Source organism: Paraclostridium sp. AKS73, from assembly GCF_025671395.1.
GTDB classification, from domain to species: Bacteria; Bacillota; Clostridia; order Peptostreptococcales; family Peptostreptococcaceae; genus Paraclostridium; species Paraclostridium benzoelyticum.
In genome coordinates this window covers 1-19,520 of the sequence record NZ_JAIXHU010000040.1, presented here as the reverse complement: position 1 = coordinate 19,520, position 19,520 = coordinate 1, and the positions used below count along the sequence as shown (strand labels likewise).

The following is a 19,520-nucleotide window of genomic DNA, read 5'->3' as shown; positions in this document are numbered from 1 at the left end:
ACATAGACGCGTAGGTTTTATATTTTATACAAAATATTATGAAATTTATATGTTATACTATTTAAAAGGAAAGTAAAAATATGTTACTAAAAGAACTTAGTATTGTTCTTAATGACAAATTGGAGGGGATTAACATGAAAATAACTGAAGGATACATGCCTTTTGAAGGTTCTAAAACTTACTATCGTATAGTAGGAGAATCAACAGAAGGAAAGAAACCATTAGTGCTACTTCATGGAGGGCCAGGTTCTACACATAATTATTTTGAGGTATTAGACAAAATAGCTGAAACTGGCAGACAGGTAATAATGTATGACCAAATTGGATGTGGGAACTCATTTGTAGAAGGCCATCCTGAACTATTTAATGCTGATGTTTGGATAAAAGAGCTTATGGAGCTTAGAAAGCATCTAGGACTTGAAGAAATTCATTTATTAGGGCAATCTTGGGGTGGAATGCAAGCTATTTGGTATGCTATAGAGTATAAACCAAAGGGAATTAAATCATATATTCTTTCATCTACGCTTTCTTCTGCAAAACTGTGGGAAGAAGAACAAAAAAGAAGAATTTCATATATGAATAAAGCTGATCAAGAAGCATTACTTGAGGCAGTAAATTCTGGAGATTATTCTAGTGAGGAATATAACAATGCACTTGATAAGTTTATGGAAATGCATTGTGCAGGTAAGGTAACTGAAAATGATCCTGAGTGTTTAAGAAGACCTAAGAAATCAGGTTCAGAAGCATATGTTGTAGGATGGGGTAAAAATGAATTTTCTCCTACAGGAACTCTTTCTGGATATGAGTTTACAGATAGATTAGATGAAATAAAAGAACCATGTTTAATAACTAGTGGGTCTAGAGATTTATGCTCACCATATATTGCAAAGACTATGTATGATAAAATACCTAATAGTGAATGGGAATTGTTCCAGTACTCAAGACATATGCCTTTTGTTGAGGAAAACGATAAATACATAGAAGTTTTAACTAAATGGTTAGACAAAAATGACTAAAATTATAGATAATAAAAAATAGATTAAGCAGGATATGCTTAATCTATTTTTTATTATCTATAAGACAACAGATAGTAATTATTTATAATAATTACTATCTCTAAGTATTTGTGCTTGTTTACGATTAATCAGAAATTGTTTTAATTCAGTTAAGCATAAAAATAAAATAGCTCTATTTTCAAACTCACTTCTACTTATAGGTAGTGGCTCATTTTTCATACTAATCATTAACCTGTTTAATTCATCAAGAAGCTGATTTACAGTTTCCGATTCAAATGAAGCATGACCAATTTTATGTATAAAAGCAGATAAAATATGCGCTTGCGGAGGAGCACAACTTAATTGTGATACATGAGTATACAAGTTTTCTAATATATCCCTCTGACTTTTAATAATATCCATGTGATCTAGAAAAAACTTAGTATCACTCAATAAACTATTATTAATATTGTCATAAGCCTCAGAAATACTGCTACTAATAAGCGTATTTAGAGTATTTAAATCAAAAGTATATTTATTTTCTTTGTTGGGATTTACGATAATGTCTGCTATATCTATAAGTACGGTACTTACTTCATTTTGTAGTTTTCTTTGACCTTCATAGATTTTGTTTATGTTTGTAGGAATATACATATTTATAATAACTCCTATTCCAGCACCTATAACAAATATTCCAGCTTCATTTAAAATTAAGCTAGTAGAAATATCACCTTTCATGAAGTAATGAGAGGCAATAACTACACACATAGCGATAACATCTTGAATTTTTAATAAAAAACAGATAAATATAATTATGAATATAAATATTGAAAATGAAACTAAATGGTATCCTAAAGTATTAAAACATAAGTATGAAAAAATTGTGCATAGGAAAAATCCATATATTTTTCCAATAGTACCTTTAAGTGTTTCTTTTTTAGTATTTTTTACTGTTAGCAAAACTATAACCCCAGCTACCATTGAATATTCTAAATTTAATAACCAAGCAATAAATATGGCTAAGGAACTTCCTAAGGATAATTTTATTATTTTAAGCGTATTAATTTTATTCAAGTATAAACCTCCTTTGGATAAATCTACAATTTACATTTTATCATAAAAATTATCTACTTTAATACAAAACAAGCTAATATGTATTTATTTGTTTGATAATTAATGATAAAGTTTAACTATAAGTAATATGGAAAGGAGGAGTATATTATATGATTAGAAAATTAACAAATATAGATATAGATAAAATAATGGATATATGGCTAGAAAGTACTGTGAAGGCTCATAACTTTATATCTAGAGAATACTGGGAAAATAATTATAAGGTTGTAAAAGATGTATATATACCCATAGCAGATACATTTGTATATGAAGAAGAGGGAGAAACAAGAGGATTTATAAGTATTATAAATAATGAATTTATAGGAGCGTTATTTGTTGATGTAAAATTTCAAGGTATGGGTATAGGAACTAAATTAATAGATTATTCGGTTGAAAAATACAAAAAGCTTACTCTAGCAGTATACAAAGAAAACCAAAAATCAGTAGAGTTTTATAATAGAAAAGGCTTTGAGATAATTGAAGAAGGATTAAATGAAGACTCTGGATACACAGAATACATAATGAAAAATAAAATATAGATTGTGGCATTATATTAAAATACAGATATAAATATAAAACACATATTATACAATTTGGAGGAACGATATGATAGCAAATGTTAAAATAGGTTTTATTGGCTTTGGAAACATGGCAAAGGCTTTAGCAGAAGGTCTTATTATAAAAAATGTTGTTAAGCCTAATCAGATTTACGCTTGTGCAAGAAATTGGGATAATCTATGTAAAAGTACTAAAGCAAATGGTATAAATGCATGCCAAACATCTCAAGAGCTAGTAAATGAAAGTGACATAGTTATTATTGCGGTTAAACCTAATGTTATACCAGCGGTAATTGAACCTATCAAGGAAATTTTAAAGGATAAAATCGTTGTTTCTGTAGCAGCAGGATATACATTTGATAAATATGAAGAGTTATTACTTCCAGGAACATCACATTTAAGCACAATACCAAATACGCCTGTATCAATAGGAGAAGGTATTATAGTTGCAGAAAAGCTTCATTCTTTATCTGATAAAGAATATAAACTAATAAATGATATATTTTCAAAAATAGCATTGTTAGAATTTGTTGATAGTAATCAACTGTCTATAGCAGGAACGATTAGTGGATGTGGACCTGCATTTGCAAGTATGTTTATAGAAGCATTATCAGATGCTGCAGTTAAACACGGATTAACACGTGAAGCATCTTATAAATTAGCTAGCCAGATGATTTTAGGAACTGGTAAACTTCAAATAGAAACAGGAGAACATCCTGGAGCGATGAAAGATGCAGTGTGTTCTCCTGGTGGAACGACTATATTAGGAGTAACTACACTAGAGAAAAAAGGATTTAGAGGAGCTATAGTTGATGCAATAGATGCAATCGAAGGAAATAAAAAATAAAAAACTAAATATATAAGTAAATTAAAATATATAAAAGGAAAGTACTAGTTATGAGAGTGCTTCCTTTTTATATTTTTAAAAAGATATAGGAATATAACTGAATTGTAATCATACAATTGATAAAAAAAAATAATAAAAATACAAACATATTGAATGGAATGGTAATTGTACTACACTTAAATTGATTTTATACAAGTTAAGGGGGAAAATTAAAATGAAAAATGGGTACAATTCAAATGGGGATTTAGCTCAAACTTTAAAAGGTGGAGTAATAATGGATGTAACGAATAAGGAAGAGGCGATTATTGCACAGAATGCAGGGGCATGTGCAGTAATGGCGCTTGAAAGGGTACCCTCTGATATTAGAAAGCAAGGTGGCGTAGCTAGAATGTCAGATCCAAATATGATAAAAGAAATACAAGATGCTGTAAGTATACCTATTATGGCTAAAGCAAGAATAGGACATTTTGTAGAAGCACAGATACTTCAAGCATTAAAAATTGATTTTATCGATGAAAGTGAAGTTTTAACACCTGCAGACAATATGTATCATATTAATAAAAATAGCTTTGAAGTTCCTTTTGTTTGTGGAGCAAGAAATTTAGGAGAAGCTTTAAGAAGAATTGGAGAAGGTGCTTTGATGATAAGAACTAAGGGTGAAGCTGGTACTGGGGATGTAGTTGAAGCTGTAAAACATATGAGGACTATGAATTCTGATATAAAGAGAATAGTTTCAATGGATGAAGAAGAGCTTATGAATGCTTCAAAAGAAATGGGGGCTCCGCACAATCTAGTTAAGTATGTAAATGAACATGGAAAGTTGCCTGTAGTTAATTTTGCAGCAGGAGGAATAGCAACTCCAGCTGATGCAGCATTAATGATGCAATTAGGCTGTGATGGTGTATTTGTAGGATCTGGAATATTTAAGTCAAGCAATCCCCAAAAAAGAGCAGAAGCGATAGTAAAAGCTGTTAATAACTACAATAATCCTAAAGTGCTTGCTGAAATATCTGAAAACTTAGGAGAAGCTATGCATGGAATAGCTGTAGCAAGTTTAAAGGAAGAAGAGCAATTAGCTGTAAGATAATAAAAAATCATATAAAAAAAATAAATTTTTATTTACAAACATTTTCCCTAAGGCTAATATAGCTTTAGGTAAATTTTATTTTAAATTTGTACAAATATTCTGTTTAAATTTGCGAAAAAAGTATATTAATATAATGAGAAATAAATATATATAAAATTAATCATATAAAGGAAAGGCATAATATGGAAGAAGCGAAAATCTTAAAAATGATAGATAATAACCCTAATATTATATCAACTATAAATAATCCAACAGAGGAAATGAAGTTGCTTGCAGTTAAAAAAAATGGTTTGGTGTTAGCTCATATAAAAAATCCAAATATAGAAATTCAAGAAGCCGCTATAAATAATAATATTAGAGCAATTAAATATATAGAAAATCCAAGTGAGGATATGATGATTAAAGCTATAAATTCTGGATGGAGCTTATTAGATTATATAAAAAATCCAACCGAAAAAGTTTTTAAATTAGCTTTAAATCAATCAGGGTGGGCAATTCAATATATAAAAAATCCAAGTGAAGAATTACAGTTACTAGCAGTTAAAAAAATTATGATTCAATAAAATATATAAAAAATCCTTGTGAAAGGGCTCAGATAGAAGCAGTAAAAGCAAATTACGGGGCATTAAAGTATATAAATTCACCTACGTATGAAGCACAATCTATAGCAATTAAACAAAATGAAGCGTCTATTACATTCATAACAGATTTAGACAAGGATAAAATGTTAGATTTTTTAAAAATAAATATTTTAGTGATAAAATATATTTCAAGAGAAATATTGGAATATGAGTTAGAAGAAATTCTAAAACAAGTATTATCAAATGAAGCTGTTGAAGATAAATATGTAAGAGACTTTTTAAATTGTAATATTATAGATAGAAATAGTGAAAATTTCAAAATGGATAAGATTATGTTCATTTATAAATATGGAAGTAAAACAGCAAAAAAAATAGCTGTAGATGAAAAATTAAAGATGATTTAGGAGAGAGGCAGTATGAATTTTATAGATACATTAAAGAGTGTTAATTTAGTATTAGCTACAGGGGAAGTTCCTTTAGTAGTTGGAGAAAGTGGAATAGGAAAAACTGCATTAGCAAAAAAAATTGCTAAAGAAAATGATTGGAGTTTAATTGTTATAGATGGAAACTTGCTTAAAGAAGGTGAAATAGGAGGTCTTCCAACAGTAGAATCTTATGTAGTGCTTAATTCAAATGGAGAAAATATAGAAAAAAAAACTACCATATATGCAGTTCATAATAAATTAAGAGAAATTGATGAAGAAATAGCTAAAGGACGAAATGTTTTATTATTTATAGATGAGATAAATAGATGTGAACATACAGTACAACAAGAACTTATGAATCTTATATTAAACAGAGAAATAAATGGATATAAGTTAAATGACGAAGTTAAAATATTAGCTGCAATGAATCCATCAAGTAAATATGGTTCAGACTTTGATTATCAGGTTGTGGACATGGATGCAGCTCAAGAAAATAGATTTGTATGGTTAAATATGGAAGCAGACCATACACAGTGGATAAACTGGGCAATAAGAGAGGGTATCGAAGATAAAGTAATAGAATTTATATCTACTTTCCCTGAATATCTGCACAAGATAAATGATGAAGATGTTAGAGCAACTCCTAGAAGTTATGAGAGAGTTTCTAAAAGTTATACGATTTTTAAAGAACAAAAAGATTCAATACCTAGGTCTGTATTTTTAAATGTAATAAAAGGAAATGTAGGAAAAGTTATAGCTGAAGAGTTTATAAGCTTCATTGAATCAGATTGTAGTCCTTTGGTATCATATGAAGATATTTTTTTAGTAGAAACATTAGATTCAGAAATTATAGAAAAAGTAAAAAATGAAAGTCATACAAGGTTGTATCTATCAGCTATGAATATTTTAAAAAAGCTAGATTTAAATATAAAAGATAATAATGATTCAAAAGTTTATATAGATAGATTAATTGAGTTTTTAAAATTATATCCTATAGATTTAATGGTTGGAATCATGAAAGATATTAAAAGTAGCTATCCTGGATTATACAAAATAGCCATAGAAAATGAAAAATTTATAGAACTATATTTTGAATCTTATAGCTTAATAAGGGGATAGAGTATGGAAAATTATTTTATTAAACAAACAGAAAATCTTTATTATAGAGCAAATGAAATAATTAATCAATTTTCTATGTTAAAAGCTAATCGTAAAGGCGAAAAATTTGAGATAGATTTACCGAAAGACTTTAAAAATGAATTTTTGAACTTATAGATAAAGTTAGCTTAAGTATCATGGAAGATAAAGATAACTTTTATGGATATTTTTTATTTCAAATGGGAAGAGAAATAAGGTTTGATATAAGTAGTCCTACTGCTGTGAACTTTAAAGGTGCAAAGTATGTTATATATTTTAATCCTTTAATATTTTTAAACCTTAACATGAGACAAATGGAAAGTACAATAAAGCATGAAATTCTTCATGTAGTATCAATGCATTTACTAAGAGCGAAAAAATTAAAAGGAAATTACAGTACTCTAGCTATAAATATGGCAATGGATATAGTTATAAATAAGTTTTTAAATAACCTACCTCCATATGCTACAACTTTAGAATCAGTAAATGTAAAATATTCTATGAATCTTGAGCCATATGAAACATTTGAATATTACGTAGAAAATATTCAAACTGAACTTAACTTGATGGAAAAAGATGATGAAGGTGAAGAAGATGATAGTAGTATAGGAGAAGATGTAGAAACTGAATATAGCCCTGAACATACTCATGATATATGGGAGGATTCAGAAGATATAGATGAAAAAACTTTTAAAGAATTTACTGAAAAATTTGCTAATAATGCTCAAAAAGGAAAACTCCCAGACTATTTAGAAGATATGATATCAGCTCTTAAAAATAGTAACGGTGAATTACCTTGGAATTTATATTTAAAAAAATTGATGGGAACAGTTGAAAGTAATAAAAAGAAGACCATAACAAGGCGAAATAGAAGACAGCCAAATAGATTAGATTTAAGAGGAGAACTTAGAGGTCATAAAGCAGAAATTGCAGTAGCGCTTGATATAAGTGGAAGTATTAGCGATGAAGAATTTAAACAAGCCATTAAGGAAGTACTAAATATAGTTAAAAACTATAATCAGGAAATTACTATAATTGAGTGTGATAATGAAATTAAAAGAACTTATAAAGTTAAATCTTATAAAGATATAAAGGATAGGCTTAAAATAAGGGGAGGAACTAGATTTTCACCAGTATTTAACTATTCAAATAATAAAAAAATCAACTTATTGGTGTACTTTACAGATGGGAAAGGCGAAGATAGGCTGCAAGTAATTCCTAAAGGCTATAAAATTTTATGGGTAATATCTGGACAAGGAGATAAATTATCATTAAAAAAGCCTTATGGAGCGGTTAAAAAACTTAGCAAGGTTAAAGTTAAAGAAACAACTATAGATATGAGTGATGTTCGGGATGATGGATATTCAATGAATAATCAAGCACCAATATTATAATAAAAGACACATTGATTTTTAATCAATGTGCTTTTTATTATACATTTAAAAAGTCTTAATTATATTTTATAAAGATAAAAGAATTCAATAAAATGATTATTTAGCTTAAGAATTATATAAATAAATGTTGGGGAATACTAAAGTAAATTGTAATTATAAAAAGGAGCAGATGAATAGATATGAGTAAAAAGTTAATGATTATTATTTTAGTTAGCATTCTTATTGTACCTTTTTCTTCTAAACTTGTATATGCACAAGATAGATATTATCCTAAGATAGAGAAACTACAAGGCAAAGAACAACTAATGAAAGAGCTAAAGGAATTAAAAAGAATTAGAGATAATATGAGTACAATAAATATTTCAGCAGATTTAAACACAGAAGATTTAAATCGGATAAATCAATATATAGATACTTATTTAATACAACTCAATTCTGTTAGGCTAGATTTGGACAATCATAGAAATATTTACAAAGATTCTTTTTCAGATTTGTTTTTTTCAGAAGAAATTCAATTTATTGCAGATAGTTATATAATAAGCTTAAGACAACAACAAAACTTAATAAAGCAGTTATATAAAAATAATCCTGAAGCAAAGCGATTATTTGAATCTGATTACCTTACTCCAGCCTATTATTATATAACATTAGGAGATCAGATGTATGCATATATAGTTGATTATTTTGCTATTTTATAAAAGTTTTTGAAAGAAAAAAGACATGTTTTTTAACATGTCTTTTTTCTTTCAAAAATGTAATTTTTATGAAAGGTAGATAAATATTAATAAAAAGTTATTTATGATAATCTTATATATGAAATAAAGTCAAAGGAGAGAATATATGCAAAAGTTTAGTAGTTTTACACTTAAAATTATGGCAATTATATTTATGGCGATGGATCATATTTATACTTATTTTAGCCCTGCTGGTGTTGATATTCCTATATGGTTTGGATATTTAGGTAAATTAGCATCACCAATATTCTTTTATCTAATAGTAGAAGGATTTTTCTATACGAGAAGCAGGACTAAATATATAACTAGAGTTTTTCAATGGGAGTAGTTATGATAGGGGTAGATTTTTTAATTGGAATTCATAACAATATTTTCTTATCAATAGGATGCGCTTTAGTAATGCTTGTAGGAATAGATACAGCTAAAAATAAAGCAAATGAGTTAACTAAGAGAATAATAGGAGCTTTACTAGCTATTGTATTCATGGTTATAGGTGGATTATTTACTGAGTCATCTATATTTGGAGTAGCCATGGTATTAATATTTTATTTCTTTAGAGATAAAAAACTTATTATGTCTATATTATACATTGCAATGGGATTATTTGTTTTGATGAGTGCAATAGGACCAGATTTTATAGAAGCAGCAACACTATGGGATTATCAGTGGATGATGGTATTTGCAATAATTCCTATACTTATGTACAATGGTAAGTTAGGATTGAGCAATAAGTTTATAAAATGGATGTTTTACTGGTTCTATCCGATACATCTAATTGTAATTGTATCTGTAGCAAAATTAATAGCTAATTAATTTTAAAAAGGAAGTAATTTAAATTACTTCCTTTTTTATTTACAGAATTATAAAAAACATTTTAGGCATGTGGTTTTATTTTTAGGTAGTGTATTTAAAAATCCTGATATACTTAGATACCCCAAGCTATCAGTACCTATGAAATTTGAAATTTCATTTAAATTCATAGTTGAACTTATAAGTTCAGATTTTGATGTATTTATACCTAAACAACAAGGAGATGTAACTATAGGTGAAGCGACTCTATAATGAATTTCTTTTGCTCCTGCGTTTTTAAGAAGAGATACTATTTTTTTACAAGTAGTACCTCTTATTATTGAGTCATCTACGACTACGACTTTTTTATTTTTTACATTTTCTTTAATAACATTTAATTTCAAATTTACAGTTTCATATCTTTTACATGGGGAAGGTTTTATAAAACTTCTACCTAAAAAATTATTTTTAACGAACCCAGTGGTCAGAGGTATAGACGAAGCTTTAGAAAAGCCTAGTGCAGAGGTATTACCTGACTCAGGAACACCTATTACAACATCTGCATCTACAGGATGTTCATGGTATAAGTTTATACCTGATTTAAACCTCGTGTTATAAACATTAACACCATCAATAATACTATCAATTCTAGAAAAATAAATATACTCAAAAGAACACGTCATACATTTACATAAGCTAGAAGTGTTAATAGTTTTTACTCCATAAATATCTATTTTAATAATTTCTCCAGGTAAAACATCTCTTATAAACTCTCCACCCAAAATATCTATAACACAACTCTCAGAACACACGATGTAGTCATCTTTAATCTTGCCAATGCAAAGAGGCCTTATACCATTTCGATCTCGAAATGCAAATAACTCATTCTTTGTGATTAAAACGCATGAAAAACCACCATCTAATTTGTTTATTGCTGAGTATAAAGATTCTTCAATAGAGTTTTTATAATGCTTTTTAATAAGTTTTAATATTACTTCTGAATCAGAGGTAGTATTGAAATTAAATTCTTTTAATTCATTTTTTAACTTTAAAATGTTAGTAATATTTCCATTATGAGCTAAAGCTATATTACAATTTGAATTATTATTAAAAATTGGTTGTGCGTTAAGTAAATTAATTTCACCAAAAGTAGAATAACGAACATGTCCTACTCCTAAATATCCATTTAAGTTTGGAGGTATGTGACGAGAAAAAACTTCATTAACCAATCCAACCCCTTTATAACCTTTGATTGACTCTTTATCCGAAAAAGCTACCCCACAACTATCTTGTCCTCGATGCTGAAGTGTGATAAGTGATGAGTATAAAGAAGAATGTAAATTAATTTTATTAGTAGAAAAAATACCAACAACTCCGCATTCTTCTTTATATTTATCCATACAGTCAGTCTGCATTTTAGTTATCAGCTCTTAATATGTTAATGTCTTTTCCTTGCATTATCTTATTCATATTTCGCATGGAACACATTTTTCCGCACATTGTGCAGCTATCGCTATGTTCAGGAGTAGATTCTTTTCTATATCTTTTAGCTTTTTCAGGATCTATACAAAGGTCAAACATTTTATCCCAATCGAGTTCTTGTCTAGCTTTACTCATATTATTATCCCAATTTATAGCACCAGGTATTTTCTTGGCTATGTCACCAGAATGAGCAGCTATTTTAGTTGCTATTATACCTTCTTTAACATCATCTAAATTAGGTAGTCTTAGATGTTCTGCTGGAGTAACGTAGCACAAAAAATCGGCACCAAAACTCGAAGCTAAAGCTCCGCCAATAGCACTTGTTATATGATCATATCCTGGAGCAATATCTGTGACTATAGGACCTAATACATAAAATGGAGCGCCGTGACACAATTTTTTTTCAAGAATCATATTTGCTTGAATTTCATCTAAAGACATATGTCCTGGACCTTCTATAATAACTTGAACATTTTGCTCCCAAGCTCTTAATGTTAACTCCCCTAAGATCATTAATTCTTTTATTTGACATGCATCAGATGCATCTTGTATAGATCCAGGTCTACATGCATCTCCAAGACTTAAAGTTAAATCATACTCTTTACATATTTCTAGTAGATCATCAAAATATTCAAAGAAAGGGTTTTCTTTATTGTTTAATTCCATCCATGCATACATTAAAGAGCCACCCCTTGAAACTATATTTGTAAGCCTTTTATTTCTTTTAAAAACAGAGGCAGTTTCTTTGTTTATACCAGCGTGTATAGTTACAAAGTCAACACCGTCTTTTGCATGTTTCTTAACAACATCTAAAAATTCTTTAGCTGTAATATCCTTTAACTCTTTATCATAAAAACCAACAGCGTCATAAATTGGAACAGTTCCAATCATAGCACTAGAATTAGATATAAGTTTTTTTCTGAATTCTTCAGTTTTTCCAAAAGAGCTTAAATCCATTATAGCTTCAGAATTCATATCTAAAGCTAATTGAACTTTTTTCATTTCTTCATCGATATCATAGCAATCCTTAGATATACCCAAGTTTACATTGATTTTTGTTCTTAAGTTTTTTCCAACGCCTTCTGGGTTTAAAGATGTATGATTTTTATTAGCTGGAATTACTATTTGTCCATTCGCAATTAAGTTTTTTAAAATTTCTATATCCATACTTTCTTTTTTAGCTACTATTTCCATTTCCTTTGTAGTAATTCCTTTTTTAGCAGCATCCATTTGAGTTGTGTAATTCATTTTTAAATCCCCTTTACTTTATATTGTATTTAAAAAATAAAAAAGAAGCTTTACCATAAGATAAAGCTTCTTTACCAAATATTATAAAATAGACTAAAAAATATAGTCATCATCATAATCTAAAAGAAAATAACTTTCCTACGGTAGTTCTAACTACTTCAGGTTCAAAGGGTTAATGGTACAATCCATCTCTCAGCCGAAAGTGGCACCCCTAGTTAAATATATTTAATTTTAAATAATAATAAATTTGTAACTTCAAAATCATTATAGTCTTAAAAATTTACTATGTAAAGGTTTTTTTGGAGCTTTTAATTTATAAACCATAAATTAGATATTTTTAGTTTATTTAGAAAATTTAAAATATCTAATTTAAAACTGTAAATAAGGGTATCTTATATTTATAAAACTAATTATTTATAATAAGGAGAAAAAATGGAAAATAATAAAAAAATATAGAGACAGGATGGAATTTAAATAATAGTTACATGAATTTACCAGACTTTTTTTATAGTAAAATAAATTTAAATCCAGTTCCTTCACCTAGCTTAGTTATTTTAAATGATTCTTTAGCTAAATTTTTAGGATTAAATATAGATAACCTTAAAAGTAAGGATGGAATAGAATTACTTTCAGGAAACAAAAAGATAGATGAGGGTGCTTTTATAGCTCAAGCATATGCAGGTCACCAATTTGGGCATTTTACAATGCTAGGAGATGGGAGAGCATTGTTAATAGGAGAGCAAATAAATCCATATGGAGATAGATTTGATATTCAGCTTAAAGGATCTGGTAAAACACCTTACTCTAGAGGAGGAGATGGGAGAGCTGTTCTTGGGCCTATGCTTCGTGAATATATAATAAGTGAAGCTATGTATGGTCTTGGAGTGCCAACCACTCGAAGTCTAGCAGTAATAAAAACTGGAGAATCTGTGATTCGTGAAAATATAAAAAAAGGAGCAATTTTAACACGCGTAGCTTCTAGTCATATTAGATTTGGAACATTTGAATATGCTCTAAATTATGGAGGTATTAAGTCAGTTAAAGAGTTAGCTGATTATACAATCAATAGACATTACTCATATATAAAAGATGATAAAGATAAATACATTAACTTACTTAAAGAAGTTATAAATGCTCATGCTAAACTTGTTGCTAAGTGGCAAAGTATTGGATTTATCCATGGGGTTATGAATACCGACAATATGACTATAAGTGGAGAGAGTATTGACTATGGACCTTGTGCATTTATGGATAATTATAAACCAGACACTGTTTTTAGTTCTATCGATAGATATGGAAGATATTCATATGGAAATCAACCCAATATGGCTGAATGGAATTTATGTAGACTAGCTGAAGCATTATTGCCTTTAATAAGTGATGATAAAAATGAAGCTATAAAGATTGCTCAAGATGCTATTTCTGAGTTCTCAGAAATTTATTATTTAAATTGGATTAAAAATATGAGATTCAAATTAGGATTATTCGATGAAGAATTACAAGATAAAGCATTGATAGAAGATTTACTTAGTATGATGGAAAAATATAGTGAAGATTTTACTAGCACTTTTATATCATTAACATTTAATAAAACTAATAAAAAAGGAATGTTTAATAGTGAAGAATTTAAATCTTGGTACAGCTTGTGGAAAGAAAGATTAAAAAGACAAGGAAATTCTCAAGATGAAGTTTTTAAGTTAATGAAAAAATCAAATCCAGCATTAATACCAAGAAATCATAGAGTAGAAGAAGCTTTAGAAGCTGCTGATAAAGGAGATTTTACTTTCTTTAAAAAACTTTTAAGTGCACTTGAAAACCCATATGAACATTCTAAAGATCAAGAGGAATATGCAAAATTACCTAAGCCTTCAAGTTGTGCTTATAGAACTTATTGTGGGACGTAATAAAATATAAAAAACAAATAAAAACCATATTGATATAAATAATCAATATGGTTTTTATTTGTTTTTATAATATAATAAGGATAACAATACTACGTAAAAGTTAAAAGGAGTTTACTTAATGAAAACTATAGCTGTAGTGACAGATGGTATGTCAAAATTAGAATTATTTTTAAATAAAAATATAGAGTTGATTTTTAAAGATAAAGTGAAAATTAAAAACTATTACCTTAACAAATTATCAAATAAGGAAATAATTAAAGGTGATGTAGTTCTTGCAATGATAGATGATAGAGCTTTAAGGATAAAAGAATATGTTAAAGACACTAAAAAAATAATAAAAATAAATAGAAGTATAAAACAAAAAGATGTTTATAAATTATTTTCTTTACCAGAAGGAATTGATGTATTAGTTGTAAATGATAATGAATCTACTGTACTTGAAACAATATCTACTTTATACAATGTAGGTATAAATCATTTGAATTTCATACCTTATGACTCAAATAAAGAATACAAAGATATAAAGGTTGCAGTTACTCCAGGAGAAGTTAACTTAGTTCCTAGTTATATTGATGAAGTGATTGATATTGGGCATAGACACATAGATAGTTCTACATTTTTACAAATAATAGCTAAATTAAATATAGATGATAAAGATGTTACAGAAAGACTAATGAAATATTCAGATGAGGTAATTAGTTTATATTCTGGAGTAAACACTAAATATAAAGAACTTACTATAAAAAATGAAGAGTTGAGTTCAATAATAAATTTATCTAGTAATGGAATGGCTGTCATATCAAATAAAGAAGAGATACTAATTTGTAATCAAAGTTTAAAAAATATATTAGATATTGAGGATTCACTAGTAGGTAAGAAAATAAGTGAAATAAAAAGCAAAGATATTAAATTTATTTTGATTTAGATAAAGTTAAAGATGAAGTTATAAAGTACAAAAACAAATATTTAAATATAAACAAATATGATATAGAAAGTTTTGGCAAAGTTACAGGATCGTATTACTGTATTCAAGAAATAACTTATATAAAAAAGTTAGAACAAAACTTAAGCAAAAAACTAAGGGATAAGGGACAAGTTGCTAGATATAATTTTAATGACATAAAAACTGAATCAATAAAGATGAAAAAATCAAAGGATTTGGGTAAAAAAATATCAAAATCAGATTATACAGTTTTAATTACAGGAGAAAGTGGAACTGGAAAGGAATTAATGGCTCAGTCTATACATAATGAATCATTAAGATCTAAACAGCCATTTATAGCTATAAACTGTGCAGCTATGCCAGAAAATTTATTAGAAAGTGAATTGTTTGGATATGAAGAAGGGGCATTTACAGGGGCTTTAAAAGGTGGGAAAAAAGGTTTATTTGAACAAGCTCATAACGGAACTATATTCTTAGATGAAATAGGAGATATGCCAATATATTTGCAAACCAAACTACTTAGAGTTCTTCAAGAAAACCAAGTTATGAGAGTTGGAGGAGAAAGTGTAATTGATATTGATGTTAGAGTTATAGCTGCAACTAATAAAAATTTATTAGAAATGATAAGACAAGAAAAATTTAGAGCAGATCTATATTATAGGATAAATGTATTACCTATAAATATTCCATCTTTAAGAGAACGAAAAGAAGATATATCTATGATGCTAAACTATTTTATGAAAAAGAAAAGGAATATAAGTGATGAAGCTAAAGAAATTTTAAATAAATATTCATGGCCAGGAAATATTAGAGAGCTAAAAAACACAGCTATGTACATTGATATAATGTGTATGGATGATAAAGTTAAAACTTGCGATTTACCACATAATCTTACTAATATGAAAATTGATTATAGTCAAGAAATTAAGATTTTAAAAGATAAAACAAACATAGATAAATCAAGAAAAGTTATGAGTTTTATAAGAGAAGAAAATTTATTAAATAAATGTGTAGGAAGAAATACAATCGTTAATAGATTAAACGAAGAAGGTATAATTATAACAGAAGGTGAAGTTAGAGGCATTTTAAGTATATTGAAGGAATTAGATTTAATAAACTCTGAAGTAGGCAGAAGAGGAAGTGAATTAAGCGAAAAAGGAATTTGTATATTAGATAACATTTAATAGGTAATGAAATAGGAAGATAAAAATTCCTAATTAACCTATTAAGTTAAAAAAATTATTAAGTTGAAAAATTAGTAATAGTGAAAAAATTTAATTAATAAAAATAATTTAAATAGTTAAATAGTTAAAAATACTAATAAAATTGATAACGGTTTCTTAAATTTGAATTTAAAATTTAAATAAAAATAGTTTGGCATGCTACTTGCTTTATAAAAAGACAGTAGCATTTTTTATTTTTAAATTTAAATTATAGGAGTGAATGAAATGACAAAGAAGAAATATCCAGTAGTTGGTATATCAGGAAGCTTATTAATCGATGAGGGCGGTATGTTTCCAGGATACGAAAGAGCTTATGTGAACAATGATTATGTTCAATCTGTAGCTATGTGTAAAGCTATACCATATATAGTTCCAATGGTCTATGATGATGAATTAATAAAGGAGCAAGTATCTAATATAGATGCACTAATTCTATCTGGGGGGCAAGATGTAAATCCTTTAATGTGGAATGAAGAACCACATATAAAATTAGGTGGGATAATGCCAAAGAGAGATACTTTTGATATGAAATTATTAAAATTTGCATTAGAAATGAAAAAGCCAATATTAGGTATATGTAGAGGAGAACAAATATTAAATGTATGTGAGGGAGGAGATTTATACCAAGACTTATCCTTAATTGAAGGTTCTTATATAAAACATAATCAAGAACATTTATCAAATGTACCTACTCATACAGCTCAAATTAAAGAAGGCACAAGATTATATGAAATATTAGGAGAAAAAGAAGTATTAGTAAATAGTTTTCACCACTTAGGAGTAAAAAATATAGCTCCAGGATATATAGTATCTGCAACTGCGAAAGATGGTTTAGTTGAAGCTATAGAAAAAGAAGGCGAAGATTTTGTGATAGGAATACAATGGCATCCAGAAATGATGACTAAAGATTGCTCAAAAATGCAAAAAATATTTAGGGCATTAGTAAAAGAAGCATCAAAGTAAAAATAAATTTTAGCATAATATAAATACACTGGGAGGAATTAAAGTGGAGAAAAGTATGAAGTTAGGGTTTTGGAGTATTGTATTACTAGGTATAAATGCAATTATAGGTTCTGGTATATTTGGGCTTCCAGGTGAAGCTTATTCGAATATAGGGCCGGCAAGTATATTAATTTTAGGATTTTGTATGATTTTAGCGGTATCTATTGCACTATGCTTTGCAGAAGCAGGAAGCTGGTTTGACGAAGATGGAGGACCTTACCTTTATGCTAAAGAAGCATTTGGTGAATTTATCGGATTTGAAGTTGGATTTATGAAATGGATAGTAAGTATGATTGCATGGGCTACTATGGCAAATTTCTTTGCAGTTACATTATCTTCAGTTTGGCCTCAAGCAGCTGATCCATTAACTAAAAACATAATAATTGGAGTTTTAGTAATAGGACTTGGAGCTATTAACTTAATGGGAATGAAGCAATCTAAAAAGTTAAATAATATAATGACTGTAGGAAAATTAGTTCCATTAATATTATTTATAGCTGTAGGAATATTTTTTATAAAAGGTGCAAACTTTAAACCATTTTTAATAATACCTCAAGGGCAAACGACTTCATCAGCATTTGTTGCTGTAAGTATATTATTATTTTATGCATTTACAGGATTTGAGTCTTTAGCTGTTGCAGCAAAAGAAATGGAAGACCCTAAGAAAAATGTACCAAAAGCTTTGGTTATGGTAATGTTTGTTGTATCTGTAGTATATGTACTTGTATTAGCTATAAGTATAGGCGTTTTAGGAGAAGGATTAAGAGGTGCAGCTAACCCAGTTGCTGATGCAGCTACTAAGATTATGGGTCCTGTAGGTGGATATATAATAACAATTGGTACAATAATTTCTGTAGGTGGGATAAATATTGCATCATCTATATTTACTCCAAGATCAGCTAAAGCTTTAGTTGACCAAGGGCTAATGCCAAAATCTATGGGCAAAACTAATAAAAATGAAGCTCCATATATAGCTATAATAGTATCTGTTATAGGTACTTTAATAATAGCTTGGTCAGGTTCATTTACAACTTTATCACAAATTAGTGTTGTATCTAGATTTATTCAATATATACCTACTTGCCTAGCTGTTTTAATATTTAGAAAAAAATATGCTGGTAAAGAAATAAACTTTAAAATACCTGGAGGAGCATTTGTCCCAATATTTGCAGTTATAGTAAGTTTAATATTATTAGTAAAAGCTGGAATTGACTCTCCTATGAAAATAGTATGGGGTCTTGGAGGCATGATAGTAGTAGTTCCAATTTATTTTTATATGAGCAAAGTGTATTCAAAAAAATGTAATGACGATAAAGAAATTATAAGAGATTAAATTATGCATATTAACCCTATGTCAAAAAATACGACATAGGGTTAAATTTATTGTAAATAAATTGAAAAAACGTTATTTAGATAAATTGAGTAACTAAATAAAATGTAATATAATTAAATTAATTATATTACATTTTATTTAGTTTTAGGGGAGGTAACTTTATGAAAACTTGGGAAGAAGTAGTTGAATTTCATGGACATGAGTGTCCAGGTCTTGCAATTGGGTACGCAGTATCAAAAGCTGTGCAAAAATATTTAGATATTGATTTTTCGAATGATGAAGAAATAGTGTGCATAGCTGAAAATGATGCTTGTGGACTAGATGCTATTCAGGTAATGTTAGGATGTACTATAGGTAAGGGGAACTTGTTAATCAGACTTAGGGGCAAAAGTGTATATCATTTTTATAATAGAAAAAATAAAAAATCTGTAAGGCTAGTTTTAAAGCTAAAACCGAATAGTTTAGACAGAGATGAGTATAAAAAATATTTACTAACTTCAAATCCTATGGATTTATTTGAATTTATGGAGACTAATATAGAAGTTCCAGAAAAGGCAAGGATTTTTATATCAGAAATTTGTGAAATATGCGGAGAAAAAACATCAGAACAATTCATACGCCTTCAAGGTGGAAAAAAAAGTTTGTGCAGACTGCTATAGTGATTAGTAAAGTTTTTTAAATATATAAATAAAAAGATAGATTTGAAATTTCAAATCTATCTTTTTT

General features: G+C 28.1%; 21 protein-coding genes and 1 riboswitch. Of the genes, 18 read left to right on the top strand and 3 right to left on the bottom strand.

The window, feature by feature from the left end:
- Positions 1 to 134: 134 nt before the first annotated feature.
- Positions 135 to 1,016: a proline iminopeptidase gene (pepI, locus tag LEQ07_RS16515; protein ID WP_046824055.1), complete on the top strand. Its 882-nt coding sequence runs from the start codon at positions 135 to 137 to the stop codon at positions 1,014 to 1,016.
- A gap of 78 nt (positions 1,017 to 1,094) precedes the next feature.
- Here pepI and LEQ07_RS16510 read toward each other — a convergent pair whose 3' ends face one another.
- Positions 1,095 to 2,069 (bottom strand): aromatic acid exporter family protein, encoded by a 975-nt coding sequence (locus LEQ07_RS16510; RefSeq protein ID WP_046824056.1) that lies wholly within the window; start codon positions 2,067 to 2,069, stop codon positions 1,095 to 1,097.
- 149 nt (positions 2,070 to 2,218) lie between these two features.
- On the opposite strand from LEQ07_RS16510, the gene LEQ07_RS16505 reads away from it, so the two are divergent.
- From LEQ07_RS16505 to LEQ07_RS16465, 11 genes are all read left to right on the top strand, one after another.
- On the top strand, positions 2,219 to 2,647 hold the full coding sequence (locus tag LEQ07_RS16505) for an N-acetyltransferase (RefSeq protein ID WP_263331527.1): 429 nt from the start codon (positions 2,219 to 2,221) through the stop codon (positions 2,645 to 2,647).
- A 67-nt stretch (positions 2,648 to 2,714) separates the two neighbouring features.
- Positions 2,715 to 3,512, top strand: a complete 798-nt coding sequence (gene proC / locus LEQ07_RS16500; protein WP_263331526.1) for a pyrroline-5-carboxylate reductase — start codon at positions 2,715 to 2,717, stop codon at positions 3,510 to 3,512.
- 214 nt (positions 3,513 to 3,726) lie between these two features.
- Complete coding sequence (gene pdxS / locus LEQ07_RS16495; protein WP_263331525.1) at positions 3,727 to 4,599, top strand: pyridoxal 5'-phosphate synthase lyase subunit PdxS; 873 nt, start codon at positions 3,727 to 3,729, stop codon at positions 4,597 to 4,599.
- 182 nt (positions 4,600 to 4,781) lie between these two features.
- A complete protein-coding gene (locus LEQ07_RS22025) occupies positions 4,782 to 5,162 on the top strand; it encodes a hypothetical protein (protein ID WP_332843289.1) in 381 nt (126 codons plus the stop codon).
- A 161-nt stretch (positions 5,163 to 5,323) separates the two neighbouring features.
- Complete coding sequence (locus LEQ07_RS22020; RefSeq protein WP_332843288.1) at positions 5,324 to 5,584, top strand: hypothetical protein; 261 nt, start codon at positions 5,324 to 5,326, stop codon at positions 5,582 to 5,584.
- A gap of 12 nt (positions 5,585 to 5,596) precedes the next feature.
- Complete coding sequence (locus LEQ07_RS16485; RefSeq protein WP_046824061.1) at positions 5,597 to 6,724, top strand: ATP-binding protein; 1,128 nt, start codon at positions 5,597 to 5,599, stop codon at positions 6,722 to 6,724.
- Positions 6,725 to 6,727: 3 nt separating this feature from the next.
- Positions 6,728 to 6,880 carry a hypothetical protein gene (locus tag LEQ07_RS22015; protein WP_332843287.1) on the top strand — a complete coding sequence of 51 codons (153 nt, stop codon included), beginning with the start codon at positions 6,728 to 6,730 and terminating at the stop codon, positions 6,878 to 6,880.
- Between the two features lie 20 nt (positions 6,881 to 6,900).
- Positions 6,901 to 8,136, top strand: a complete 1,236-nt coding sequence (locus LEQ07_RS16480; RefSeq protein WP_332843286.1) for a vWA domain-containing protein — start codon at positions 6,901 to 6,903, stop codon at positions 8,134 to 8,136.
- Between the two features lie 179 nt (positions 8,137 to 8,315).
- Positions 8,316 to 8,834, top strand: coding sequence for a hypothetical protein (locus LEQ07_RS16475; RefSeq protein ID WP_046824063.1), 519 nt, complete (start codon positions 8,316 to 8,318; stop codon positions 8,832 to 8,834).
- A gap of 142 nt (positions 8,835 to 8,976) precedes the next feature.
- Entirely contained in the window at positions 8,977 to 9,198 is a 222-nt protein-coding gene (locus tag LEQ07_RS16470) for a conjugal transfer protein TraX (protein WP_263331524.1), read from the top strand.
- Positions 9,189 to 9,683: a conjugal transfer protein TraX gene (locus LEQ07_RS16465; RefSeq protein WP_263331523.1), complete on the top strand. Its 495-nt coding sequence runs from the start codon at positions 9,189 to 9,191 to the stop codon at positions 9,681 to 9,683. The genes LEQ07_RS16470 and LEQ07_RS16465 overlap by 10 nt, the downstream gene beginning before the upstream one ends.
- A 47-nt stretch (positions 9,684 to 9,730) precedes the next feature.
- Here LEQ07_RS16465 and purF read toward each other — a convergent pair whose 3' ends face one another.
- Positions 9,731 to 11,059, bottom strand: a complete 1,329-nt coding sequence (gene purF / locus LEQ07_RS16460; protein ID WP_263331522.1) for an amidophosphoribosyltransferase — start codon at positions 11,057 to 11,059, stop codon at positions 9,731 to 9,733.
- A gap of 16 nt (positions 11,060 to 11,075) precedes the next feature.
- Complete coding sequence (gene thiC / locus LEQ07_RS16455) at positions 11,076 to 12,389, bottom strand: phosphomethylpyrimidine synthase ThiC (protein ID WP_046824066.1); 1,314 nt, start codon at positions 12,387 to 12,389, stop codon at positions 11,076 to 11,078.
- Between the two features lie 118 nt (positions 12,390 to 12,507).
- Positions 12,508 to 12,612, bottom strand: a riboswitch (TPP riboswitch).
- Positions 12,613 to 12,841: 229 nt separating this feature from the next.
- Between thiC and LEQ07_RS16450 the strand changes: the two genes are divergently transcribed.
- The 6 genes from LEQ07_RS16450 to LEQ07_RS16430 all read left to right on the top strand — a co-directional run bounded on the left by LEQ07_RS16450 (position 12,842) and on the right by LEQ07_RS16430 (position 19,453).
- Positions 12,842 to 14,293, top strand: coding sequence for a protein adenylyltransferase SelO (locus LEQ07_RS16450; protein ID WP_263331531.1), 1,452 nt, complete (start codon positions 12,842 to 12,844; stop codon positions 14,291 to 14,293).
- Positions 14,294 to 14,411: 118 nt separating this feature from the next.
- Positions 14,412 to 15,218, top strand: a complete 807-nt coding sequence (locus LEQ07_RS23215; RefSeq protein ID WP_332843285.1) for a hypothetical protein — start codon at positions 14,412 to 14,414, stop codon at positions 15,216 to 15,218.
- A 215-nt stretch (positions 15,219 to 15,433) separates the two neighbouring features.
- Positions 15,434 to 16,420 carry a sigma 54-interacting transcriptional regulator gene (locus tag LEQ07_RS23210; protein ID WP_442952436.1) on the top strand — a complete coding sequence of 329 codons (987 nt, stop codon included), beginning with the start codon at positions 15,434 to 15,436 and terminating at the stop codon, positions 16,418 to 16,420.
- A gap of 264 nt (positions 16,421 to 16,684) precedes the next feature.
- The gene (locus LEQ07_RS16440; RefSeq protein WP_046822514.1) at positions 16,685 to 17,422 is read left to right on the top strand and encodes a gamma-glutamyl-gamma-aminobutyrate hydrolase family protein; all 738 of its coding nucleotides are present in this window, start codon (positions 16,685 to 16,687) and stop codon (positions 17,420 to 17,422) included.
- 43 nt (positions 17,423 to 17,465) lie between these two features.
- Positions 17,466 to 18,794 (top strand): APC family permease, encoded by a 1,329-nt coding sequence (locus tag LEQ07_RS16435; RefSeq protein ID WP_263331521.1) that lies wholly within the window; start codon positions 17,466 to 17,468, stop codon positions 18,792 to 18,794.
- A gap of 161 nt (positions 18,795 to 18,955) precedes the next feature.
- Positions 18,956 to 19,453, top strand: a complete 498-nt coding sequence (locus LEQ07_RS16430; protein WP_263331520.1) for an FmdE family protein — start codon at positions 18,956 to 18,958, stop codon at positions 19,451 to 19,453.
- Positions 19,454 to 19,520 lie beyond the last annotated feature (67 nt).